This window comes from Bacillus cereus group sp. BfR-BA-01523 (assembly GCF_022662615.1).
Taxonomy (GTDB): Bacteria; Bacillota; Bacilli; order Bacillales; family Bacillaceae_G; genus Bacillus_A; species Bacillus_A mycoides.
The window spans coordinates 127,651-152,892 of record NZ_JAKUDX010000005.1 but is presented as its reverse complement, the minus strand read 5'-3'; the positions used below and the strand labels follow the sequence as shown (position 1 = coordinate 152,892).

The window sequence follows — 25,242 nt, the reverse complement described above, 5'->3', positions numbered from 1 at the left end:
GCTTTCTTTTTCTCTTTACAATCAGTCGTTATAAAAATCAAATTTATGTTATGCCAATTTTTCTCCTAATTTAAAAAGCTAAAATGTATAAACCTAATGATAATTGTAACACTTGTCTTATAACTATGACAACAATCGTCCAAATGTCGAGCCGTAGATTCAGAAAAAGTTTTTATTTTATTTTATTTCTTCCAACAAACTACTATCTCTTCGTTACAAATTTTGTATTAAATCTAAGTAGTATTCTTTCCAGTTCTCTTTTAAAGAAGATGGCTCAATTATTTTTATAGTTTTACCAAAACTAGCTAGATATGAAATGAAAGAAATAGATCCGAATTTCACGTATAAAGAAAGCCAAGAACATTATATTACCCATTCCGTTTTACAAATTGGCACTAATAAAATTATGATTGCAGAACAGGCAGTGGATTCCACACGCCCTTGGCAATTAAGTAATAGCTCATCATTATGCATTCAATCTAAAGACTTCCAAACCATTGAAGCACTTTATCACAATCTAATTCAACATGATGAGGTTTATATTTTAACACCTTTTGAAAAAAACTCCTTCAGCCCTGGTTACGCCATTGTGCGAGATCCTTTTGGAATGGTAATACAATTGACCGTTACAAAACATGACTTCTAAATTTTATTACGAATAAGCCATTTAAATTCATATCAATATTACAAGATAGGAAGGCAAAAACATATAAAAAAAGCGCAACCATTTCGGCTGCGCTTTTGAATGATTATTTAGTTTCGATTAAACCATATTTCCCATCTTTACGGCCATATACAACATTAGTTTCATTTGTATCAGCATTTGTGAAGACGAAGAAACTATGTCCTAGCATATCCATTTGCAAGATCGCTTCTTCAACGTCCATCGGTTTTAAATCGAATCGTTTTGTACGTACAAGTTCTAATTCATCCTCTTCTACCGCATCCAGAACAGCTACTGCTTCCGGAAGGATAAAGTTAGTTTTCATAGAACCTTTCTCACGTAATTTACGGTTTACTTTTGTTTTATGTTTACGAATTTGTCGCTCAATTTTATCAACTACTAAATCAATCGCAGCGTACATATCGCTATTTGTTTCTTCTGCACGAAGTAATAAATCTGTAAATGGAATTGTTACCTCGATACGTTGCTTGTCAGAGTATACTTTTAAATTAACCTTAATCTCTGGGAATGTATCAAAATAACGCTCTAATTTACTTAGCTTTTTCTCTACATATTCCTTTAATGCTGGAGTTACTTCAATATTTTCACCACGAATGTTGAATTTCATAGATGAATTCCTCCTTTCAAGCCTATGTACTATAATTTCGACATTGGCTTAAAAACTCCTTCTAATTTTTTTAAAAAATTAGTGGAATTGCGATTTTTTTATCGTTTTTTGTTGAAATGAAAAGATGCATCGTTTCTATCTTTATTTTATCCTATTAACATCGTGAATAACGAATGTAACTGTGGACAATTAGTTACAGAAAAGAAACAACTTTTTGACAACTCATCTAAAACAAAAAAGCCCTTGTTACGAGCAAGAGCTTTCGCCATCTATATAATGCTGCTAAAAATACAGCTCTATCTTTTCCAAAAACTTAATTTTTACAGTTTCACAACATTAGCCGCTTGTGGCCCACGTGCTCCATCAACAATATCAAACTCCACTTGTTGACCTTCTTCTAACGACTTATACCCATCTTGTTGAATAGCAGAAAAATGAACAAACACATCGTCACCATCTTCACGCTCAATAAACCCAAATCCCTTTTCTGCATTGAACCATTTTACTCGTCCTTGCATGTTCATTCCATTCCCTTCACTCTTAAAATCAGGGCATTCGCCCCATATTCTGACTATAGCGAATGACAAGACTGTAAGTCAAAGAAGACCTGTCGTCTTTTTATTACTCCTTTCGACATTCACATATTAACCTCTACAAAGCGTCAAACAAGAAACCTCTCTCGCTCCTCGATCATACAAAAGGCTTCCAATTTGCCTAACGGTAATTCCTGTCGTATACACATCATCCACGATTAAAACGTGTTGCTCATGAAACATCTCTTCTCCCTGAAAATAAAAAGGATTAACTCCCGATATCCTTTCTTTACGCTTCTTCTTACTTTGTTTTTCTGTTTCTATTCTTCTTAATGATGTACAAAACATTTTGATAGGCAAACAAGAAGCTAGTAACTCCGCTTGATTAAAACCACGCTCGTATTCTCGCTCTTCACTAAGAGGAACCGGAATGGCAACTGAAACATTCGCAAAATATTTTTGAAAGAGACTTCGAAAAGGCTGATGAAAAATATGCACTAATTCAGCATCTCCTCGAAATTTAAACTGTGCTAATATTTCTTTCATCCCATCATCATACACATGCAACGAACGATTTATGAGAGACGGAAACCCCTGCTCTTTCGTCCACCTTATGCAGTCCATACAAATATCCCCATTTTTATATTCAGCTGGTACAAATTCTAAAGGCCGACCACACTCCTTGCAAATATCTCCTATAATATAGGAAAGTTTTTGCTCACATCTATCACATATATACTTTTTATGAAGCTTAACAAAAAAAGTGTACCAACTAATCGCATATGAAATATACTCATCACAAAGTAGACAATGCATCAATCTATCAGTCCTTGTTCTTTAGCATTCTTATTCATACTTTGAATATGTTTTTTCGCACGAACCATCGCCTCTGTCTTTCCATAATGAAAATAAATAACATCTCCATGCGGTTCATCAGAGCTTCTGCCAGCACGCCCTGCAATTTGAACGAGAGCACTTTCTGAAAATATTTCTTCCTCAGCTCCTAAAACTGCAACTTGCAAATTTTTAACAGTTACTCCTCGTTCCAAAATCGTCGTTGTAACTAATAAAGGGATTTCTCCTTTTCTGAAAGCTGCTACCTTCTCTTTTCTCGCCGGATCTTCTGCATGCACACCGTCAATTTGATTGTTTAATGATTTTAATAACTGGCTAATTTCTTCTACATATCGCACATGAGGAACAAATAAAAAAATGGGGTATCGTTTCGATAAGTACAGATTTAACCATTGTAATAAAGCACGAGGAATTTTTTTACGTATAAGACCCTTTTTCCAATTTCCGCACCACTGAAATATCGGAACTGGCAATGGATGACGATGGTATCGCCCTGAAATAATAACCCCTTTTTGCTTACCACTTCGCAACTTACGCTTCCACTTTTCATCTGGAGTTGCAGTTAAATAAATACGTGCTGCCTTCTCTTTCATCGCTTCGTTTACTGCATACTGCAACATCTTATCTGCATGATACGGAAAAGCATCTATCTCATCTACAATCATGACATGGAACGCCCTATAATAACGTAACAATTGATGTGTAGTTGCAACGATTAACGCCGCATCTTTTTCTCGGTCTAAACTCCCTCCGTATAAAGCAGCCACATTTATATTTGGAAACACTTCTTGTAATCTTGGTGCTAATTCAAGTACAACGTCCGTTCTCGGCGTTGCAATACAAACTCTTTCTCCCTTTTGTAGTGCCTCTTCAATTCCGCGAAACAACATTTCTGTTTTTCCAGCCCCGCACACCGCCCAAATAAAAAATGATTCTTTCTGCTTAACAGCGTCAACGACACTTTGCGCAGCTAACTCCTGACCGTCAGACAAAACGCCTTCCCACTGTAACGGATTCAAATAACTTTCTCCGCTTATTTCAGCAATCCCGCGAACAAGTACAGTACATTCACTTACCCTGCCCATCGTTATACATTTCCGGCAATACGTACATACTTCATTGCACCTTTTACATAGCAATGATACAAATAGTCGCTGCTCTATATTTCCGCAGCGCTGACACATATATTTTGAAGACTTCTTAATTACCCCTTGTACACAAACGACGTCTCGATTCCTTTTCAGATGATCCAATTTATTCTGCAAATCTGAAGAGAGTTCTTCTAACAGTAACTGTCTACCAGCTAACATCATCAATAGCCACCTCCAGCACTACTATAAATCCTTCTCTTTATCTCGTAAAAACTCAAAAAAGCCGATAACCTACTTATAAAATAGTAAGCTATCGACTTTATACACGTTTTTTATTCAATTATAAATCCTATAATCTACCGTAACCTAAGAAATGTTTTTGGTTGTAGCTACTGCTTAAGCTAGCGTAAGCAATCCCTTTATCACCTGCATGAATCATCTGGTCGTTACCAACGTAAATACCGATGTGGGATGGACCTGCTTTATAAGTACCTTGGAAGAATACTAAATCTCCAGGTTGTGGGCTACTTACTTTCGAAACTGAGTTCCAGTAACCTGCAACGTCTTGACGACCTACACCATAAATGTAAGAAATAAATCCACTACAGTCAAAACCACCGTTTGATGGAGATGCACTTCCCCAAACATATGGCTTACCTAAGTATTGTTGCGCTTTACCAATTACGCCAGGAGCCGGAGTTGGACCTGGTACTGGCTCTGGTTTTTTATTTTCTTGTTTAGGTGTCTCTTTTTTAGGCTCTTCTTTTTTAGGCTCTTCTTTTTTAGGTTCTTCTTTTTTAGGTTCTTCTTTTTGAGCTTGTCCAGCATTGTTTGCTGGTGCAGCTTGTTCTGCAGGCGCTTGCGCTGGTGCAGCTTGTTGAGCTTGTGCTTCTTTAGCAGCTTGTTCTGCTTGTTTTTGAGCAGCAGCTTGTTCTTGCGCTTCTTTTTCAGCGATTTGTTGTAATTTTAATGCCTGTTGTTCAAGCTCTTTCAATTGACCTTCCGTACTTGTCATTGTAGTTACAACTGTATCCATTTTACCGCTTAAATCGTTTACTGCTGTTGCTTTTTTCTCTTTTTCAACGTCAAGTTCTTTCTTAGCAGTTTCAATTTGAGCTTGTGCTTCTTTTAATTCTTTTTGTTTTTCTTTTACTGTCTCAACATCTTTTTTCACGTTCGTTTGATCTTCTTGTTGTGTTTTCATGATATCTTCGTCAGATTCCATAATTTTAGACACAGAAGCTAAACGATCAACTAAATCTGCAACGTTTTTAGAGTTTACAAGAACTTCTGTTACAATGTTCGTATTTGGCTGTTCTTGTAGTGCAACTAAACGTTTTCTTAATAACTCTTCACGTTTTGCAATCTTTGTTTGTAGTTCTGCAATATCTTTATTTTTATTTTCGATTAATTGCTCAGTATCAGAAACTTTTTTTGTTGTTTCATCAAGTTTTGAAGCGTTCTCTTGAACAGACTTATCCAAACCTTGGATTGTTTTGTTTAAGTCATTCATTTGTTTTTGTAATTCATCACGTTCTTGTTGTTGTTTATGTAAAGTATCATTTTGTGTGTTAATTTGTGATTTCACGTCAGAAATTTTATCTTCTGCAAATACATTTGGTGTTAGCCCTGAAAACATTAACCCTGCAACTAATGCGCAAGATGCCATTTTTAGCTTTTTCATTTTATTTTTTACACCGCTTTCTTTTTTTCATTTTCCGTATATAACCTATTAAAATTTATACCATAATTCGGGAGTTTTTTTGCTAATGTTACGGTTTTGTAAAATAAATGTAATATTACATTTATCTCTATAGCAAAGTATATCTAAATTTGTATATATATGTAGAATTTCAAGAGCCTTACACCGTTTTTTATAGGATTGAAAAAAAAACGTAAGGGAACCCCTTACGTTTTGAAAATACTCCAATATGAATGAAATAGAAACGTTACTTCATCCATTTTTCAGCCCAATTTTGGACCTCATCCATAACACTTTCCAACGCTTTCCCTTTATCAGTTACACCGTACTCGATTCTAACTGGTACTTCTGGATAAACATTACGAACTACAATACCTTCGCCTTCTAATTCCTTTAAACGTTCTGACAACATACGATCGCTCATATTCGGTATAATATCTGCGATTTCTCTGAAACGTTTCGGCTCTTCGAGCAAAGATTTAATAATTAAGCCAGTCCATTTCTTACTAAGCATTGTAAAAGCTGACTCAAACTTTGGACATAAACAAGAATTATGCTCCATATGTTTCACCTCTCTTCTATTATAATATAGTTTCTTGTAAAAAGTAAGTAATAAAACTTTCCTCATTATTTAATTTTACATACATTTTACCATTTCCAAATATTAACTTGTCAAATCCCCGTAAAAAAACCCTCTTCAAGTAAGAGAGCTTTTATATCTTTATCACTTCGTATACCAACCTAAACCAAGCGCACCTTCACCTAAATGCGTCCCAATTACAGCTCCGAAATAACTCGTACGAATTGTAACATGAGGGTATATCTCTTCTAATTCTTGTTTCCATTCATTAGCTTCCTCTTCACGATTCGCATGAATAATGACAGCTTCCATAGGCACACCTTTATTTGCCTGCTCATCAAAGATTTCAACGATACGCTTTAACGCTTTTTTACGCGTACGAATTTTTTCGAATGGAATAATTACTTTATCTCTAAAGTATAATACTGGTTTTACTTGTAACAAACTACCAATAAAAGCTTGTGCACTATTTAATCTTCCACCACGTTGTAAATGATGTAAATCATCCACTACAAAATAAGCATCCATCGTTTGCTTCATTTCATCAAAGCGAGCGATAATCTCTTCTGGGGCTTTCCCTTCACTTACTAATTTTGCCCCTTCACGCACGTAAAACCCTTGTACTTCACAACTAATTTCAGAGTCGTACGTATATACATCAATACCATCTACCATCTGTCCAGCTGCCGTTGCTGTTTGATATGTACCACTAATTCCACTGGAAAGGTGAATGCTAATAACTGCATCATATTCTTTAGATAACTCTTCATATAACTCTAAAAACTTTCCAATTGCTGGTTGCGAAGTTTTCGGAAGTTCCTCTTGTTCACGTACCTTTATATAAAAATCATTTGCTGAAACTTCAGCCTCTTCTTGATAAGATTCCGTTCCAAACACAACGTTTAATGGAATCATATATATATTGAGTTCGTCACGAATATGCTTCGGTATATATGCTGTACTATCGGTAACAATAGCTGTTTTCATTTTCGTACCTGCCTTATAAAAAATTTTTATCCCCTAATTTTACACGAAAACTAGAAAAGGTGCATCCATACATAAAAATGCCGGCTAGAAACTACAATCACTCGCTCGACAAATTACAACAAAAAGATAAAATACTCACCAAAAATTTCAACATATTTGTAAAAAATGTTTGAATATAAAAACGCTCGCTTTTAAAATGTAAAGTACTAGTTATTTTGAAAGATAGGGGCGTATACCATTGTTATTACAATATTTAACAATAAAAGGCTATGGAGAGCACGAAATTGTGATTCAAAAATCAAGATTCATTTGCTATGTGAATCGCGCCACAACGGAAGAGGAAGCTCAAACATTTATACAAAAAATAAAAAAACAGCATTGGAATGCAACACATAATTGTTCCGCATATTTAATCGGCGAACAAGATCAAATTCAAAAAGCGAACGATGACGGTGAACCGAGCGGCACAGCTGGTGTGCCTATGTTAGAGGTATTAAAAAAACGAGGTCTAAAAGATACTGTCGTCGTCGTTACGCGCTATTTTGGCGGCATTAAACTTGGTGCTGGCGGATTAATTCGCGCATATGGAAAATGTACAAGTGAAGGTCTTAACCATGTAGGCGTTGTTGAACGAAAACTAATGCGCGTTATGCAAACAGAAATTGATTACACTTTACTTGGCAAAGTTGAAAATGAATTACGCAATTCAGAATATGCTATTAAAGATATACATTATCTAGAAAATGTCACATTTGATGCGTATGTAGAAGAGGACAAAAGACAACCATTCACAGATTGGATGATTGAATTAACAAACGGGAAGTGTACAATTAAAGAAGGAGATATGTTGTACTTAGAACAAGGCGTTGTCTAAGAATAGCTAACGTCTCGCCTTTAAAGATTAATGTAGTGAATTAATTCCCTACAAATGAACTAAGGAGATTATATATGGAAGAACGTTATAATCATCTCCAAAATAGCAGAATAAAAAAGAAACGTAGAAGAAAACTTTTCTTCTTTCTTATTTTCGCATTTTTATTTGGTAGCGTAGGACTTTATATGTTAAATTCCTACACTTCTCTCATGGGGATGTACAGTGGATTTAGCCGTGAAAAATCTAAATTACGAGCAGAAGATGTGGAAATCACAAAAAAACCTTTCACAATACTAATTATGGGTATTGAGGATTACGCAACAGATGGTCAAAACGGCCGAACAGATTCACTCATGTTCGCGACAGTTAATCCAAACTCAAAAAAGGTTTCACTTATGAGTATCCCACGCGATTCTCGTGTTAAGATTGTTGGCAAAAATAAAGAAGACAAAATTAACGCTGCCCATGCTTACGGTGGAGAAAAAATGGCAATCGACACCGTCGAAGAGTTTTTAAAAGTTCCTGTTGATCATTATATTAAAATTGATTTCCAAGGATTTAAAGGTATCGTTGATGCTGTTGACGGTATTACCGTTGATGTCCCCTTCGATTTCTGGGAACGCTCTGACGTGGATTACTATAAAAAAATCCAATTTAAACAAGGTCAACAGAACTTAAATGGTGAAGAAGCACTCGCATACGTCCGTATGCGAAAGCAAGATCCTAACGGTGATTATGGTCGAGCTGCTAGACAAAGACAAGTACTGGCTGCTGTTGCCCAAAAGCTAAACTCTGCTTCTACCGTATTTAAAATTAAAGATTTAACAAAGGTAGTTGGAAAATATATAAAAACCGATATTCCTATTTCAGACGGACTTGCTCTTTACAATAAAATCTCTGGATTCGACCCTTCTACAATACAAACGTTAAAACTTGAAGGAGAAGACAGAAAAATTGGCGGTATTTATTACTTCCTTCCAGATCCAATCAGTGTAGAGACTGTACGTAACGAAATTGAAAAGGAAATAGGAGAAAAAGCAAAAGTTCCAACAGAGACTACGAAAAATGAGAATACAAATTCCGATTCAAATTCTAACTCCAGCGCAAAAGCAAAGAAGGAGCCGAGTGAGAACAAAACACCACCGCCGCCTCCTCCCCCTTCTACAAATGCTCATGCAGAGTGGATTATGAGGAATCATGAATAAAAAAAGAGCCAAATCGTATACGATTTGGCTCTTTTTATTTCACGCAATTGTTGTTACTTCTTAAAGTGTTGTAAAATCGCTTCTACAATACGCTCTGATGCACGACCATCGCCGTAAGGGTTAGATGCTTTCGTCATCTTATCATGAGCTTCTTTATCAGATAACAACTCATCAGCAAGACCAAAGATTGTCTCTTCATCTGTTCCTGCTAATTTCAGCGTACCTGCTTCGATACCTTCTGGGCGTTCCGTCGTATCACGAAGGACAAGGACTGGCACACCTAGTGATGGTGCTTCCTCTTGTACACCACCAGAATCAGTTAACATTAAGTATGAACGAGCTGCAACGTTATGGAAATCAATTACATCTAACGGCTCAATTAAATGAATACGGCTATGCTCGCCTAAAATATCATTCGCTATTTCGCGAACAACAGGATTCATATGAACAGGGTATACAACTTGTACATCTTCGTGCTTATCAACAAGACGCTTAATTGCACGGAACATATTGCGCATTGGTTCTCCTAAATTTTCACGACGGTGTGCTGTCATAAGTACAAGACGATCATTTCCAAGTTTCTCTAACACCGAATGGCTATAAGTTTCTTTTACAGTTGTCTTCAGTGCATCGATCGCTGTATTTCCTGTTACGAAAATGCGTGACTCATCTTTATTTTCTTTTTGTAAGTTCGTTGCTGATTTTGTTGTAGGTGAGAAATGAAGATCCGCCATTACACCTGTTAGTTGGCGATTCATCTCTTCTGGATATGGAGAATACTTATCCCATGTACGAAGTCCTGCTTCAACATGTCCTACTGGAATTTGATTATAGAAAGCAGCTAAGCTTGCAATAAATGTCGTCGTTGTATCACCATGCACAAGTACGATATCAGGCTTCGCTTCTTTCATTACTTTATCTAAACCTTCTAAACCACGTGTTGTAATATCGATTAACGTTTGACGATCTTTCATGATATTCAAATCGAAATCTGGCGTAATTCCAAAGATATTTAATACTTGATCTAACATTTGACGGTGTTGTGCTGTTACAGTCACAATTGATTCAATCTTTTCTGGGTGCTTTTGCAACTCTAATACAAGAGGTGCCATTTTAATTGCTTCTGGTCGTGTCCCGAAAATTGTCATTACTTTTAAACGTTCAGTCATTTCATTGCCTCTTTTCTTTCACTAGTTAAAACTTCTATTATCGCATATAAAAATATGCATGTGAAAATACATTTTTTAACGCGCCTGAGAAACATTACTATTACAGACGTCTTTTCGCCCAACTGAGTAATAATCTAATCCATGCTTCTCGGCATCCTCATTAGTATAACAATTTCTCCCATCAAATAGAATAGGTTCCCTCATAATCTGTGCATACTTTGCTAGCGGATAATTTCGAATTGATTCCCATTCTGTTACGATAAAAACTGCCTGCGCCTCTCTAATCGATTCATCTATACACTCAGCGTATCGTATCGTATTTCCAAATAAACCTCTTACATTTTGAATGGCTTGCGGGTCATATAAAACCACATCCGCACCTATATTAATTAATTCCTCTATTATAATAAGTGATGCTGCTTCCCTAATATCGTCAGTATTCGGTTTGAATGCTGCACCAAGAACCGTAATTCGCTTCTTCTTCATATCTATAATTTTCTTCGCTTTTTCAACTAACAACAACTGTTGTTTATTATTCACTTCAATGACTGCTTTCAACAAGCGAAAATCATGAGAAACATTCCCTGCAATTTGCACAAGTGCTTTCGTATCTTTTGGAAAACAAGATCCTCCATATCCGATGCCTGCATTTAAAAAAGATGCACCAATTCTCTTATCCATCCCCATCCCTGTAGCTACATCTACTATATCTGCACCCACTTGCTCACATATATTAGAAATTTCATTAATAAAACTAATCTTCGTAGCTAAAAAAGCATTAGATGCATATTTAATCATCTCAGCACTTCGAATATCTGTAATATACGTTTGTAAGCTTAATTTACTGTACAAATTCTCTACTTTCCTTGCAGCTTCTTCACTACATGCTCCAATTACGATACGATCACCCTGAAAAAAATCATAAATACCAGAACCTTCTCTTAAAAACTCTGGATTCGATACAATATATAATTCATGTCTACCTTGTAGTTTATCCTCAATCCATTCTCTCATTACATCATTTGTCCCTACAGGAACCGTACTTTTCGTAACAACAATAATATCGTTATTCACATATGTTCCAATATCATCACAAGCGCTACGAATATACGTTAAATCTGCTGTTCCATCTAATAAAGATGGCGTTCCAACTGCAATAAATATAAACTCTACATCATTAAATGCCGCTGATTTACTTGCTGTAAAAGTTAAATGATTATTCTCGTATGCTTCATTTATTAATTCATTTAATCCACATTCATAAATAGGTAACTCGCCTTGCTTAATCCGTTCAATTTTCCCACTATTTATATCGAAACATGTGACTGAATGTCCCAATCTCGCCAATCCTACTCCTGTAATCAATCCAACATATCCGGTACCTATTATCGTAATTTTCATTTTCTTTTCGCACAGGAATATACATAATAAAATATACGAATACATAGAACTCCCCTGTGCTTCCCCCTCTCACACTAAGAATGAGAAAACTCTTTCACTTCTTTATTATATGAATCGTTTTTTTATTATTTTTTAAGATTTTGTAAAGTTAAATGATGCAATATATACAAAATGTAAATTCCCACAATTTAACACGGAACTTACTCATTTTACGTGCAACACTTATAATACTGAAACAAAAGTCATCGCTATATGAGAGGAGAGTACAATGTCATATTACAAGCCACAATATGAAATCAACCTTCTCAAAGGACACAACATTCCATATCCAATTGTCATATATTCTATTCACTCCCCTTTACAGTCAAAAGAAAAAAAGATTGAATTCTAATCTTTTTGTGATACCATATGTTATGAGCCTGTAAACAAACATCATAATTTTCAGATAAATACGATTGAAAAAATTACGTTAAACTATAAAGGGTGGGGTATTAATGGACTCACAAGTGATTTATGCCATTTTGGCATCTTTCATCACTGTACTCGTCGTTACTCCTTTAGTTATTAAATTAGCTTTCAAAATAGGAGCAACAGACAAGCCAAATGCGCGTAAAGTACACCAAAGAATTATGCCTCGTCTTGGCGGGTTAGCAATTTTCATCGGTGTAGCCGTAGGATTTGTTGTCGGTGGATTGTACGAACAAAGAATGTTATCGATAACTTTAGGTGCTATCATCATTGTTATCATCGGGATTTTAGATGATATGTACGAACTATCTGCGAGGGTAAAATTCGGTGGACAACTATTAGTTGCCATCATGATTGTAAAAAGTGGATTATTAGTGCAAGTATTATATATTCCAATTCTTGGAGATACTGAACTCGGATGGCTTGCTTATCCAATTACTGTATTTTGGATTGTAGGTATTACAAATGCCATCAACTTAATTGATGGATTAGATGGATTATCCGCAGGGATTTCATCTATCGTACTTGCAACGCTAGCATATATGGCCTTCACTAGCCCATGGGGTACTGGAGCAGCTATTATATTACCTCTAGCACTGATTACATTAGCAAGTACAATTGGATTTTTATTCTACAACTTCCATCCAGCAAAAATTTTCATGGGAGATACAGGAGCACTATTTTTAGGATACTGTATTTCTGTTATATCGTTACTTGGATTATACAAAAGCGTAACGTTATTCAGTTTTATCGTTCCAATCATTATTTTAGGTGTACCTATATTTGATACGACATTTGCAATTATCCGCCGTATCGTAAATAAAAAGCCTATTTCAGCACCTGATAAATCGCATTTACATCACCGTTTGCTTGCAATGGGATTCTCTCATCGTAAAACGGTACTAATTATTTACGCATTGGGTATTTTCTTTAGTGTAAATGCAATTATTTTCAGTAGTGCAACATTATGGTTATCCATTATTCTTCTTTTCATTTTAATCTTCTTTACAGAAATCATTGCTGAAGTAATCGGTCTTGTACACGAACGTTACAAACCAATTATTTCCTTCTATAAAAAAGTGAAAAAACGCGAAGACTAATTGTAGTATAGCCTTTACTATTATGAAATATTCAAATAGCATCCTCTTTTCATAAGAGGATGCTATTTTTTATTTTTTAATCCTTATTCCCCATTTCCAAAATATAGATTGTTTGAGAGTGCCTCTATTGGAGAAAGATATACGTATAACGAAAAAAGTATCAAATTTTCATTTTTACATCTTGATTGTCAAACTGAGGGTGAATGTTATGATCAAGCGATTACTTCAATGTATAATTTTATTTTTAACTATTACTATGTACGCATCATCGAATACAAAAGCAACTACAGACATTCAAGTAAAAGATTACCAAAGTACTCAAACTACCTCTCCTACAACAAAAATTGCGTACTTAACATTTGATGACGGACCAAATAAATACACACCACAAATTTTAAATATTTTAAAAGAGAAGAACGGAAAAGCAACTTTCTTCGTTATTGGCGGAAAGGTGCCACATTATAAAAAAACGATGGAGCGATTGATTAAAGATGGACATTATATCGGTCTCCATAGTATGTCGCATGATGTAAAACGTCTTTATACTGGCGATCCATCTGTTTTAATTGCAGAAATGGAGCAAACCCAAAGCATTGTCCAGCAAGTTACACATTTAAATACACATCTCGTTCGGGTCCCATACGGTAGCATGCCTTACTTAAAAAAGAATTACCGTGACGCACTCGTATCGGCCCAGTATAAAATGTGGGATTGGACAATTGATACATATGACTGGAAAAGCTATGATAATCCTTCCGCAATACTAGAAAGAGTACGAAATCAAAGCGATGAACAAGTAGAGGTTATTTTAATGCATGATTCTAGTGTCACAGTGCAAATACTCCCAAAAGTAATTGATTATTTACACTCACAAGGATATAAACTACTTCCCTACAATCCATCTTCACATCTCGAAGTGAATTTTTGGAAAGACACAAGATTGTAACAGCTTTAGTGCCTATGTACTAAAGCTGTTTTACCCCGCGTTAACGGGCAATTGGTGAAGGCTAATAATCAGTGGGAATGAACAAAAACCCCACTGATTAAAGTTTCACTTTATTTTTCTCTTCCCACACTTCTCATTTTTGTGTAAAATTTTAAATAGTGATGAAGTTTCGAGGTGAATAGAAATGAAACGAATAGATCTCATTTTTAACGCAATACAAAAAGGGAATTATACAGAAGGTATAACAGCATCAGAAATCGCTACACTTCTACAGTTAGACCGTGCAAATGTTAGTAGCGATTTAAACAAGCTTGTGAAAGATAATCGTTTATTAAAAACGAGTACACGCCCTGTCCGTTTTCATATAGAAACGAACTCTTCATTGGAAACGCATTCAAAAAAGGGCACTTCATTAGATACATTTGCTATTGAAAATACAAGCCTAAAAATTGCAATTGAAAAAGCAAAAGCTTCTATTCTCTATCCTCCAAACGGTATGCATACTTTATTACTTGGAGAAACAGGTGTCGGAAAATCGATGTTCGCTTCTTTAATGCACGAATACGCAATTGAAGTGGAACAACTTCCAAAAGATGCACCTTTTATCGTCTTTAACTGTGCTGATTATGCAAACAATCCACAACTACTACTTGGACAGTTATTTGGGATAAAAAAAGGAGCTTACACAGGTGCCAGTGATCAAAAAGGGTTAATTGAAAAAGCACATGAAGGAATCCTCTTCTTAGATGAAGTACATCGCCTTCCTCCAGAAGGACAAGAGATGCTCTTCACATTTATTGATCGCGGAGTATACCGCCGCCTTGGAGAAACGGAAAATGAACGTAAGGCACGAGTGTTGATTATTACTGCAACAACCGAAGAACCGAATTCATTTTTATTAAAAACATTTACAAGACGTATTCCGATGACCGTTACGCTTCCACCACTTCGTGAGCGAACGCATAAAGAACGGTTTGCTTTACTACAGCTATTTTTCACAAATGAAGCAATTCGTCTAAGGAAAGAGATTCATGTTAGTCCAAATACAATGCGTGCTTTCGTCTTTTACAATTGTCCAAATAACATCGGCCAATTGAAAACGGACGTACAAATTGCCTGTGCAAAAGCTTATTCTGATTTCGTAACAAAAAAACGTGATTCTGTCTGTGTTTCAAGTACAGATTTACCTTGGTATATGAAAGAAGGATTATTTATTGAAAGAAAGAGCCGTCATCTATATCAAATACCAAATGAAACATTTGTATTTACAGGTGATGAAGGTTGGAGTAAACATACAATAAAACCCGAAGGAAGTCGCTCTTCTATTTACGATTATATTGATTATAAATATGAAGAACTTCAAGCACGCGGCATTGAAGAGGAAGAATTAGAATTACTAATAGAAAATGATATTCAAAGCTTTTTCGTCCAATACTTTAACCAAATATCTAAAAAAACAAGTCATGAAAATGTTTTTAAAATTGTGGATCGTAATATCGTTTCCGTATGTGAAAAAATTGCGGAACTAGCTGAAAAATATTTATCTAAAACTTTCGATGAAAAAGTATTTCTCGCTTTAAGTTTACATGTACAGACAACTTTACAACGTTTACAGGGCGGGAAACAAATTCACCACCCACAATTAAATCAAATTCGTACGAAATATAAAGAAGCTTTTTCCGTAGCTATGCAATGTATTCAGCTATTAGAAGCAGAATTACAAATAACAATACCTATTGATGAAGCTGGCTTTTTAACAATGTTCTTCGTTGTTGATCCAATTCCTGCCTCACAAACAGAAGTAAAAGTATTAATATTAGCACACGGTAATGGTATCGCAACAGAAATGGCAAACGTTGCAAACGAACTTCTCGGTATTGATGAAGTAACTGGTATCGATATGCCCTTGCATGAATCACCAAAAGACTTCTTAGAGCGTGTTAAAGTGTATATGAAAACACTTCAAAATGTAAACGGGCTTCTCTTACTTGTTGATATGGGGTCTCTCGCTTATATTGGTGATATATTAGAAACTGAATTCAAAATCCCTGTACGTGTTCTTTCCATGACGAGTACACCACACGCACTAGAAGCAGCTCGAAAAGCTCAACTTGGCTATTCATTAGATGCACTATACGAAACAGTGAAGAACTTAACGCCGTTCTATTTAAACGTACAGGAAGAAAAGAAAAAGCCACTATCGCCAATGAAATCCGTGATTTTAACAGCTTGTTTAACCGGCGAAGGAAGTGCTTTAGCAATTCAAAAAATGTTAGAGAACTATTTACGCTTTGATAAAGACTTAATTGAAATTATTCCGATTAGCATCGTTCATGAAAAAGATTTAACGAAAATGATCGAGAACATAAAAAAAGAGCGTAATATCATTTGTATCGTCACGAATTTCGATATACAAATACCTTGCTTAACATATCATTTCCAAGATATTGTGAACTACACAGCTATTCAACCAATTCAAGAATTGATTACGTATGAAGAAACCTATGCAAAAATGGCTGATATTCTTGAACAACAAATGCAGCGTAACGATGGAGCATTACTTATTAAAACAATTCGTTATGCATTAAATACAATTCAAGAATTGATTTCTTTACAGCTAACTCCCGACAGTTTAATGGGTGTGATTTTGCATATGAGCTGCATGGTTGACCGTCTTCAAAAAGGCGAAAGTCTCCTCCCTCATCCTGATAAAGAGAAACGAAGACAAGATGAGTACTGGATGTATATGAAAGTGAAAAAAGCATTGCAACCTATTGAAAATACATTTGAGATACAAATCCCAGATGACGAAGTATTTTATATAATGGACTTCTTCATTAAAAATCAGCCTGTAAAAAATTAAACTAGGCAGTTTTTTAAATATATCGACCGTAACACGAATTATATCAGCGATTTTTTAAATATATCGGCGTAACCCGGATTATATCAGCGATTTTCAAAATATATCGATTTACTGACAATAATCGCTAAAATTTGCACCTTATAGCAGAAAAGGCTGTTCCAAAATGTTTTTTGGACAGCCTTTTCGCTTACTTCTTTACTTCCCTTATTCTCCCCCTTATTTCTCCCTTTTTATTAGATTTCGTATTAACATTTACATATACATTTGCTTGCATTATCTCTTGAAACAAGCTGTCAAATGCTCTCCCCTGTAAAGGCCCTTCAAAATCCTCTACTCTAGCTACACCAGTAACGACTCCTTCATTCACACTAATTCCTTGCTCTAACGGACCAAACAAACTTAAAATAACTGGACCAATTTGATTCGCTTTTCCTAAATGAATTTGGCATGACGTGATTTTTTTTATATTTTTTAATATGACCCGATATTGCAACTTCTTTAAATCTTCACTAAAAATGAGCTCTGTTACACCGTAAGCTTCTGTATTTACAGGAGGTACTTCCCTCTTTCCTGTTAACCTAGCAAAGAAATGTGTTGTCATACGGGCATTCTCCTCATATAAATTTCCCAGCACTACTTCTACTACTTTATGGTTTAGACATAATCATTTATGACTTTTTCAAATTTTAATTACGAAGAAAAGATTCACACAATCTTTACATTAAAATCGTTTCTTTTGCTTTACTCCCTCTTGTATAATGCACTTAGAAAAACAGTCTAGGAGGAAATTTTGAAAAATAATAACTACTCTTTCCAATCATTAATAGAGATTTTTCTCGTATCATTTAAATTAGGACTTACTTCATTTGGTGGTCCCGTCGCCCATCTTGGTTATTTTCATCATGAATACGTGCAAAAAAGAAAATGGATGGATGAACGAAGTTACGGAGACTTAGTAGCACTATGTCAATTCCTTCCTGGCCCTGCTAGCAGCCAAGTCGGTATGGGAGTTGGCTTATTGCGCGGCGGATTATTAGGAGCCATTATTTCATGGATCGGATTCACTCTCCCATCTGTGCTCGTTTTAGTTTTCTTCGCTTCATTTCTTAACCAATTCGAGCTTGGAAGTACTGGCTGGATTCACGGACTGAAACTTGTAGCGGTCGCAATTGTCGCTCATGCAATATGGGGAATGGCTCAAAAGTTAACACCAGACCGAAACCGTGCAACAATCGCAATTGCAACTGCCGCAATCGCCCTATTATGGCCAAGTAGCTGGACACAAGTAATTCTCATTATAGTATCTGGTTTCATCGGTTGGTTTTTATATCGCGATCAACCAGTTAGCCAAGCTCATAAAATAAACGTACCTATTTCAAAAATGGTAGCCATATCTTGTCTCGTCTTATTCTTCGGACTATTAATACTGTTACCGATGTTACGACCATACTCTTATTTCATCTCTTTATTTGACAGCTTCTATCGCTCTGGTGCACTTGTATTTGGCGGAGGGCACGTCGTACTTCCTCTTCTTGAAAGTGAGTTTGTACAAAACGGGATGATGACAAAAGAACAATTTCTTGCTGGATACGGATTAACACAAGCAGTGCCAGGGCCACTATTTACATTCGCTTCTTATATAGGAGCAGTGCTAAATGGAACCGCCGGAGCAGTTGTTGCAACGATCGCTATCTTTCTTCCTGCCTTCCTGCTCGTTGTTGGCGTTTTACCATTTTGGGACAGTGTAAGGAGAGTATCTTACATACAAGGTGCACTACTTGGAGTAAACGCAGCCGTTGTCGGCATTTTACTTGCAGCTTTTTATGATCCAATTTGGACGAGTACAATTATGAATTCTGTAGATTTCGTTTTTGCTTCTCTTCTATTTTGCTTACTCGCTTTTTGGAAAACACCACCTTGGGTTATCGTTATACTCGGGGCCTTCGGTGGATATGTTCTATCCATTTTGTAAGCACAAAAAACGACGGCCCCATCTAGCCGTCGTTTTCCTATTAAAACTTCACAAGCTCCATTCCCTCAGGCAGCTCACTCTCCGTTAAAATACGCAACTCTTTCACGCGATCCATTACATAAGAAGAACGCTTCACAAGCTCTGGGTCAATATAAGCTGGATGCACCATAATTTCTACCGTTTGCTCATCCTGTACTCTTTCTTTTAACTGCACAAAGTAATCTTCCGTCACACCGTCAGCGTAAAAGTCACTGTAAAATACATCTGAAAATGGGTGCACCGCTCGCTCTTCCTCACAACGACGAATTGGAACATTGTATTTACTTGCTAATCTCTCAAGAACGTCGTGTAAAAGCGGTAATCCATGCACGTGATGATGACTATCTAAATGAGTTGGTGTTAATCCGTAAGATAAAAACTTCTCAATTTGAGCAGTCCATTCTTTTTCTACCTCTTCTGGATTTATATTTCCTTCCCATACAACACTTTGTTTATGAAACAATCCATCGCTACTTACAAGTGATGGAACGTCTTTAAGAAGCGGTTCTCCTGCCGTTAATACGAGATGAACTCCTACTCCTAACGTTTTATACTCTGTCGCTAAGCGTACGGCATGCTCTGTCCCTGGCATATTCATCATCATCGTCGTTGAATTTACAATCCCGTTTTTATGTCCATCAATAATTCCGTAATTTGTACCTTCCGTAAGACCGAAATCATCTGCATTTACAATTAGTTTAATCATCGCAATACCTCCTACTAGAATTAAAAAAAGCGGGCTAAACAGCGCCGCTTTTTATTTCTCTATCTTCTTAAAGAATTGTGGAAGATGTTCTTTATGTGCTTCCAACATTTCATCTAAAATTTGTTTTGCAACTTTATCTGATGGTACAAGTGGGTTAATTGTCATAGCAAGCAGCGCTTTATGATAATCCCCTGTAACAGCAGCTTCAATTGTTGTGCGCTCAAATGATTTAATTTGCTGTACTAAACCGCGAACTGGTACCGGTAAGTCTCCAACCGCAATTGGTTTTGGACCTTCTTTCGTAATAATACAGTTCACTTCAACAGCCGAATCATGTGGCAAGCTTGCAATTGTTCCGTTGTTTCGTGTATTAACAGGCTGGATATCACCTTTATTATTGTAAATAGACGTAATTAAGCTACATGCTGCGTCACTATAATAAGCTCCGCCGCGCTTTTCTAATTGTGGTGGCTTAATATCTAAATTCGGGTCTTTATATAGCTCGAATAAATCATCTTCTAATTGTTTTACTACTTCTGCACGTGTACCTTTTTCAATCGAAGCCGCTTTCTCTTCTTCCAACATTTCACGTGTTTTATAGTAGTAACGATGATATGGACACGGAATTGCACGAAGACCGCGAATAAAGTCTGGCTCCCAGTTAAGCGCAGCAATGTTTTCCATCGTAATTTGCTTTTCTGGATCTGTTACAAGTTCTAATACACGATCCATTACGCTTACGCCATCCAAGTATACATCTAATCCGTATACCATGTGATTTAAACCTGCGAAATCAACGTGTACCCGGCTTGCATCTACTTCAAGTAATCTCGCAAGACCCATACGAATTCCAATTGGAACGTTACACAGACCAACTACTCTTTGAATGTTTGTATAACGAAGGACAGCTTCTGTTACCATACCAGCCGGATTCGCAAAGTTAATTAACCATGCATTCGGACAAAGTTCCTCCATGTCCTTACAAATATCTAAAATAACAGGAATCGTTCTCAGCGCTTTGAACAAACCACCAGGACCATTCGTTTCCTGACCAATTACATCATATTTTAATGGAATTGCTTCATCTTTTGCACGTGCTTCTAACAAACCAACGCGAAGCTGCGTTGTTACGAAGTCAGCATCTTTTAATGCCTCACGGCGATCAAGTGTTAGATGAATATCAATTGGTAAACCTGATTTTTTCACCATACGTTTCGCTAAGTCACCAACGATTTCTAGCTTCTCTTTTCCTGCCTCAATATCTACTAACCAAATTTCACGAACAGGAAGCTCGTCATAACGTTTAATAAATCCTTCAATTAATTCTGGTGTATAACTAGATCCACCGCCGATTGTAGCAATTTTAATTCCAGTCATGCTTTATTCCCCTTTCGCTTCTAGCTTTTTATAAAGGTCAATAAATTCTGCCGCTAATTCTTTTACCGTAATAGAATTCATTAAATGATCTTGCGCATGAATTAAAAGAACACTAATCTCTGTTTTTTCCCCTCTTGCTTCTGATTGTATGAGCTCTGTTTGGAAATGATGCGCTTCATTAATCGCTTCTTTCGCCTTTACCATCGCTTCATCAGCTTCTGCCATTTTCCCCTGTTTGGCGAATTGCAGTGCCTCCATTGCAAAGCTTCGTGCATTACCACTATTTAAAATCAATTGGAATGGAATTTGTTCTGCTGTAGTCATCATAATTACCGCCCTCTCTATTATGGTTCAACCGATTTAAATACCCCTTCAGTTTGAACATTGCTATTAAATTATTATTTTATGAATGATAGTTTGGTGTTCTTGTAGATGGGTCTCATCTTTTTGAACATGATATAAAGGTGATTGTTCTCACAGATAATGTTACCTGTGAGAACAATTACTATGTTACATAGGTACAGAGTTGTTATTTCCTTGTGCTGCTGCTTTTTCAGTACGAACAACAGAACGGTCAGATAATACAACGAATGGATAGTAGATTACCATCGCAATTACAAAGTTGAATAACTGTAGAATTGCACCTGAAAGATGTCCACCTGTTACAAGATAACCACTAATAATTGGTGGTGTTGCCCATGGAATCATCACAACTGTTTTTGGTACCCAACCAATAGATAGAGCTGTATAAGAAGTAATTACTAATACAATTGGTGTTAGGATAAACGGTAAGAATAAAATTGGATTTAAAATAATTGGTGTACCAAAGATTACTGGTTCGTTAATATTGAATGCACCTGGTCCAATTGATAAGCGAGATACACCGCGTAATTGTGCACTTTTTGCTACAAGTAATACGACCACTAAGAACGCTAATGTTGCACCAGAACCACCAAGATATACAAAAGTATCAAAGAATGGTTTTGTAATAATGTTTGGAACATCAAATGCAGATGTACCACCTTGGAATAACTTCATATTTTTCTCTAATGCCGGTAAGTATAATGGCTCAATAATACCACCAACGATATTTGGCCCATGTAAACCGAAGAACCAAAGAAGATGAACAAGGAGTACAATGACAATTGCACTTGGTAATGTCCCTGCTAAACTTTGCAGTGGTGATTGAATCGTATTAAAGATAAATTCATGAACACTTGTACCAGCTAATTTCACTGCTAATTGAATACCTGCAACTGCTGTTAAGATAACAAATGCTGGAACTATAGCTGCGAAAGATCTTAAAACTGCTGGTGGTACTCCATCAGGCATTTTAAAAGTAATGTTTCTTTGTACAAAGAAACGGAATACCTCAGTAACAAGGAGTGCCACGATAATTGCTACAAATAGCCCTTGTGCCCCTGTCCAAGCTAAGTTCAATCCGCCTTCTTTCGGTGTTGTTGGCGTAAGAATAATTAACGCACCAAATGAAATAATACCTGCTGACAAACCATCAACGCCGTAAGATTTTGCTAAGTTATAACTTGTTGTAAATGCTATGATTAGTGCTAGAATTGCGAAAGAACCAGTCCACATTCCACCGCCTACTTGTTTCCACGTTTCACCAAACAAACCTTTCATGAACTCTTGGAAAGCTTCAGACGGAAAACCATTAATTAGTGATGCCAATGCACCAACTAAAATAAGTGGCATAACTGCAATAAATCCATCACGGATCGCAGCTAAGTGACGTTGCGATCCGATTTTACCAGCGACAGGAACAATATACTTCTCCATAAATGCAATAAATTTTTGCATTTCGCTTCCCCCCTAATTATTTTTTAAGTGTTAATGCGTGATCTAAAACTGCTTCTCCATTCATCATGCCGTAGTGCATTGAGTTAATAACATCGACTCCAACATTTTTCTCATCGGCAAGCGTTTTCATTGTAGAAAGCATGTAACGAACTTGTGGTCCTAGTAATAATACATCTGCTTGATCGATATTGTTTTTTACTGCATCCCCAGATACAGCCCAAATTTTACCTTCTAGACCACGAGCTTTTGCAGCCGCTTCCATTTTTGTAACTAGTAAACTTGTAGACATCCCTGCTGAACAACATAATAAAATATTCATTTATAAATCCCCCTTGTGTAGTATAAAAATTTTATGTTTTATTTATTTTTCTTTACGCTATTTATTATTGCAATTAGCGTGCCAACTTTTCAAAACGCCTAAAATCAGCGTTTTTTCGAGTGATTTCTTTGTGTGTTACCGCTTTCAATCAGTGTGTCCCCCAGAAAACACACAGTGTGTTATAAAACACCTCACTTTTAACACATAACTGTATGAAAATAGATTAGTGTTTAGTTGTCTAGTTGTGTTTAAACAAAAAAAACACTAAATTATTTTTTAACACATAAAAAAACCTTGCCTAAGCAAGGTTCATTCATCCACCGACATCTTCCTATATAATTCTACAAACTCACTCGCCAATTCCTTCACCGTAATTGCGTTCATTAAATGATCTTGTGCATGCACCATCAAAAGGGTAACTTCGGTTTTTTCCCCGGCAGCCTCTTTCTGTATGAGCTCTGTTTGTAAGCGATGCGCCTCTTGCAATTCATTTAAAGCTTCTTGTAGTTTCGCTTCTGCTTCCTGAAATTCACCGCGCTTTGCACAATCAATTGCTTCCATTGAGCAGCTTCTCGCATTACCACCATGCAAAATTAAGTGAAAAGCTTTCGTCTCTATCGTATCCATTTTAGTTCTTTACTCCCCCTTTTCTTCCGCTACTTTTTGTTTATCCCATATTTTTAAGAACGGTAAGTAAATAAAGAATGCAAGTGCAAAGTTAACAAGTTGTAAAACAACACCTGAAATTTTCCCGCCTGATCCTAAATATCCACTAAAAAGAATAGGTGTCGTCCAAGGTACAGCCGCTCCGCTCGGACGTGCGACCCATCCCCATTCCATTGCAAAGTAAGAAACAACCGTTAACACAACTGGAACCAGTATAAATGGAATAAGTAAAATTGGATTCATTACAATCGGCATACCAAAAGTTACCATTTCATTAATATTAAATATACCAGGCGCAATTGACAATCGCCCTAAACTTTTTAATTGCTGACTTCGCGCAAATAGTAACATTCCTACAACTAAAGCGAGTGTTGCACCAGAACCACCCATATAAATCCATAAATCAAAAAACTGTGCGGTAATTGTATTCGGTACATCTTGCCCTGCTTGGAAAGCAACTCGGTTTTGATCCATTAACGACAACCAAACGGGGCTCATTACACCACCAACAATAGTAGCACCATGAATTCCACACGACCAAAGAACATGAACGAGAATAACTGCTATTATTGCGCCCCAAAGACTAGCACCAAGTACACTAAGTGGTTCCTGTAAAATTTGCCCCACAATATTATGGATACTGCCAAAAGAAGTATTTTCTATAATTAAGCGCAAAATCCAAATAACCGTTACAACAATAAAACCTGGAACAAGTGCCGCAAATGAACGTGTCACAGCTGGTGGAACTGTCTCCGGCATCTTTATAATCATCTTTTTTTGTACAATAAACCGATAAAGTTCAGTAGATATAATTGCAATAATCATCGCTACAAATAAACCTTGGCTTCCCATTAGCGCCGCTGGGATTGCTCCATCTACAATCACACTTTCCTTCGTGCCTGGTATAATATATGCAACTTGAAATGGAGTTGCAAGTAAAAACGTCACAAGCGACAATGCTCCAGATGCTAAAGCGTCCACTTTATAATATTCCCCAAGTCTGTAAGCGATTCCAAAAACGGCTATTAAAGCCATTATATTAAAAGTTGCACTAACTGGATACCCTAAAGCCCTCTGCCAATTCTCACCAAATAAACCTGCCATAAAATCATTATATCCTGGTATTGGTAATGCACTAATAATAAGGAAAAATGATCCAATAATTAAGAAAGGCATCGTTAAAACAATTCCATCACGAATCGCTTGCAAATGCCTCTGCTCTGCAACCTTCCCTGCCACTGGCATCACATATTTCTCTAAAAACTTTATCATCTATCCC

Annotated in this window: 24 protein-coding genes and 1 pseudogene; 7 read left to right on the top strand and 18 right to left on the bottom strand. The window is 36.4% G+C overall.

What is annotated here, in order from left to right:
- Positions 1–213: 213 nt before the first annotated feature.
- A pseudogene (locus MR066_RS15425) lies at positions 214–318 on the bottom strand (helix-turn-helix transcriptional regulator); the annotation flags it as partial.
- On the opposite strand from MR066_RS15425, the gene MR066_RS15420 reads away from it, so the two are divergent.
- Complete coding sequence (locus tag MR066_RS15420) at positions 278–646, top strand: VOC family protein (RefSeq protein WP_242247789.1); 369 nt, start codon at positions 278–280, stop codon at positions 644–646. The pseudogene MR066_RS15425 and the gene MR066_RS15420 sit on opposite strands and share 41 nt — an antisense overlap.
- A gap of 103 nt (positions 647–749) precedes the next feature.
- Here the strand turns inward: MR066_RS15420 and hpf are convergent, their stop codons facing one another.
- The 7 genes from hpf to MR066_RS15385 form a co-directional block, all read right to left on the bottom strand.
- A complete protein-coding gene (gene hpf / locus MR066_RS15415) occupies positions 750–1,292 on the bottom strand; it encodes a ribosome hibernation-promoting factor, HPF/YfiA family (protein WP_002089603.1) in 543 nt (180 codons plus the stop codon).
- 320 nt (positions 1,293–1,612) lie between these two features.
- Entirely contained in the window at positions 1,613–1,810 is a 198-nt protein-coding gene (cspC, locus tag MR066_RS15410; protein WP_001990088.1) for a cold shock protein CspC, read from the bottom strand.
- 126 nt (positions 1,811–1,936) lie between these two features.
- Complete coding sequence (locus tag MR066_RS15405; RefSeq protein ID WP_242247648.1) at positions 1,937–2,641, bottom strand: ComF family protein; 705 nt, start codon at positions 2,639–2,641, stop codon at positions 1,937–1,939.
- A complete protein-coding gene (gene comFA, locus MR066_RS15400; protein WP_242247646.1) occupies positions 2,641–3,990 on the bottom strand; it encodes an ATP-dependent helicase ComFA in 1,350 nt (449 codons plus the stop codon). Before comFA ends, MR066_RS15405 begins: the two co-directional genes overlap by 1 nt.
- Before the next feature lie 130 nt (positions 3,991–4,120).
- Complete coding sequence (locus MR066_RS15395) at positions 4,121–5,455, bottom strand: C40 family peptidase (protein WP_242247644.1); 1,335 nt, start codon at positions 5,453–5,455, stop codon at positions 4,121–4,123.
- 265 nt (positions 5,456–5,720) lie between these two features.
- Positions 5,721–6,035 (bottom strand): winged helix-turn-helix transcriptional regulator, encoded by a 315-nt coding sequence (locus MR066_RS15390; RefSeq protein ID WP_002089608.1) that lies wholly within the window; start codon positions 6,033–6,035, stop codon positions 5,721–5,723.
- 162 nt (positions 6,036–6,197) lie between these two features.
- Positions 6,198–7,040 (bottom strand): DegV family protein, encoded by an 843-nt coding sequence (locus MR066_RS15385; RefSeq protein WP_002016143.1) that lies wholly within the window; start codon positions 7,038–7,040, stop codon positions 6,198–6,200.
- A 238-nt stretch (positions 7,041–7,278) separates the two neighbouring features.
- Here MR066_RS15385 and MR066_RS15380 point away from each other — a divergent pair, with 238 nt between their 5' ends.
- Together MR066_RS15380 and MR066_RS15375 are read left to right on the top strand one after the other, a co-directional pair.
- On the top strand, positions 7,279–7,914 hold the full coding sequence (locus tag MR066_RS15380; protein WP_002143754.1) for a YigZ family protein: 636 nt from the start codon (positions 7,279–7,281) through the stop codon (positions 7,912–7,914).
- A 74-nt stretch (positions 7,915–7,988) separates the two neighbouring features.
- The gene (locus MR066_RS15375; protein WP_242247642.1) at positions 7,989–9,119 is read left to right on the top strand and encodes an LCP family protein; all 1,131 of its coding nucleotides are present in this window, start codon (positions 7,989–7,991) and stop codon (positions 9,117–9,119) included.
- 53 nt (positions 9,120–9,172) lie between these two features.
- Here the strand turns inward: MR066_RS15375 and wecB are convergent, their stop codons facing one another.
- Together wecB and MR066_RS15365 are read right to left on the bottom strand one after the other, a co-directional pair.
- Positions 9,173–10,288, bottom strand: a complete 1,116-nt coding sequence (wecB, locus tag MR066_RS15370) for a non-hydrolyzing UDP-N-acetylglucosamine 2-epimerase (RefSeq protein WP_002034751.1) — start codon at positions 10,286–10,288, stop codon at positions 9,173–9,175.
- 75 nt (positions 10,289–10,363) lie between these two features.
- Positions 10,364–11,734 carry a UDP-glucose dehydrogenase family protein gene (locus tag MR066_RS15365; protein ID WP_242247633.1) on the bottom strand — a complete coding sequence of 457 codons (1,371 nt, stop codon included), beginning with the start codon at positions 11,732–11,734 and terminating at the stop codon, positions 10,364–10,366.
- 449 nt (positions 11,735–12,183) lie between these two features.
- Between MR066_RS15365 and MR066_RS15360 the strand changes: the two genes are divergently transcribed.
- The 3 genes from MR066_RS15360 (at position 12,184) to MR066_RS15350 (ending at position 17,066) form a co-directional block, all read left to right on the top strand.
- Entirely contained in the window at positions 12,184–13,257 is a 1,074-nt protein-coding gene (locus MR066_RS15360; RefSeq protein WP_242247630.1) for a glycosyltransferase family 4 protein, read from the top strand.
- 208 nt (positions 13,258–13,465) lie between these two features.
- Positions 13,466–14,203, top strand: a complete 738-nt coding sequence (locus MR066_RS15355; protein ID WP_107887206.1) for a polysaccharide deacetylase family protein — start codon at positions 13,466–13,468, stop codon at positions 14,201–14,203.
- 184 nt (positions 14,204–14,387) lie between these two features.
- Positions 14,388–17,066 carry a sigma-54-dependent transcriptional regulator gene (locus MR066_RS15350; RefSeq protein ID WP_242247628.1) on the top strand — a complete coding sequence of 893 codons (2,679 nt, stop codon included), beginning with the start codon at positions 14,388–14,390 and terminating at the stop codon, positions 17,064–17,066.
- Between the two features lie 187 nt (positions 17,067–17,253).
- Here MR066_RS15350 and exsM read toward each other — a convergent pair whose 3' ends face one another.
- Positions 17,254–17,667 carry an exosporium regulatory protein ExsM gene (exsM, locus tag MR066_RS15345; protein WP_002166452.1) on the bottom strand — a complete coding sequence of 138 codons (414 nt, stop codon included), beginning with the start codon at positions 17,665–17,667 and terminating at the stop codon, positions 17,254–17,256.
- Positions 17,668–17,856: 189 nt separating this feature from the next.
- On the opposite strand from exsM, the gene MR066_RS15340 reads away from it, so the two are divergent.
- Positions 17,857–19,038 carry a chromate transporter gene (locus MR066_RS15340; protein WP_242247624.1) on the top strand — a complete coding sequence of 394 codons (1,182 nt, stop codon included), beginning with the start codon at positions 17,857–17,859 and terminating at the stop codon, positions 19,036–19,038.
- Between the two features lie 40 nt (positions 19,039–19,078).
- On the opposite strand, the gene chbG is transcribed toward MR066_RS15340, so the two are convergent.
- From chbG to celB (MR066_RS15305), 7 genes are all read right to left on the bottom strand, one after another.
- Entirely contained in the window at positions 19,079–19,783 is a 705-nt protein-coding gene (gene chbG / locus MR066_RS15335) for a chitin disaccharide deacetylase (RefSeq protein ID WP_242247622.1), read from the bottom strand.
- A 51-nt stretch (positions 19,784–19,834) separates the two neighbouring features.
- On the bottom strand, positions 19,835–21,160 hold the full coding sequence (celF, locus tag MR066_RS15330) for a 6-phospho-beta-glucosidase (RefSeq protein WP_002034744.1): 1,326 nt from the start codon (positions 21,158–21,160) through the stop codon (positions 19,835–19,837).
- A gap of 3 nt (positions 21,161–21,163) precedes the next feature.
- Positions 21,164–21,487 (bottom strand): PTS lactose/cellobiose transporter subunit IIA, encoded by a 324-nt coding sequence (locus MR066_RS15325; RefSeq protein WP_000989054.1) that lies wholly within the window; start codon positions 21,485–21,487, stop codon positions 21,164–21,166.
- Positions 21,488–21,670: 183 nt separating this feature from the next.
- On the bottom strand, positions 21,671–22,978 hold the full coding sequence (gene celB / locus MR066_RS15320) for a PTS cellobiose transporter subunit IIC (RefSeq protein ID WP_012261997.1): 1,308 nt from the start codon (positions 22,976–22,978) through the stop codon (positions 21,671–21,673).
- A gap of 16 nt (positions 22,979–22,994) precedes the next feature.
- The gene (locus MR066_RS15315) at positions 22,995–23,297 is read right to left on the bottom strand and encodes a PTS sugar transporter subunit IIB (protein WP_002089627.1); all 303 of its coding nucleotides are present in this window, start codon (positions 23,295–23,297) and stop codon (positions 22,995–22,997) included.
- Between the two features lie 309 nt (positions 23,298–23,606).
- Positions 23,607–23,924 carry a PTS sugar transporter subunit IIA gene (locus MR066_RS15310; RefSeq protein WP_002016162.1) on the bottom strand — a complete coding sequence of 106 codons (318 nt, stop codon included), beginning with the start codon at positions 23,922–23,924 and terminating at the stop codon, positions 23,607–23,609.
- A gap of 9 nt (positions 23,925–23,933) precedes the next feature.
- On the bottom strand, positions 23,934–25,235 hold the full coding sequence (gene celB, locus MR066_RS15305; protein WP_242247621.1) for a PTS cellobiose transporter subunit IIC: 1,302 nt from the start codon (positions 25,233–25,235) through the stop codon (positions 23,934–23,936).
- Between the last annotated feature and the right edge of the window lie 7 nt (positions 25,236–25,242).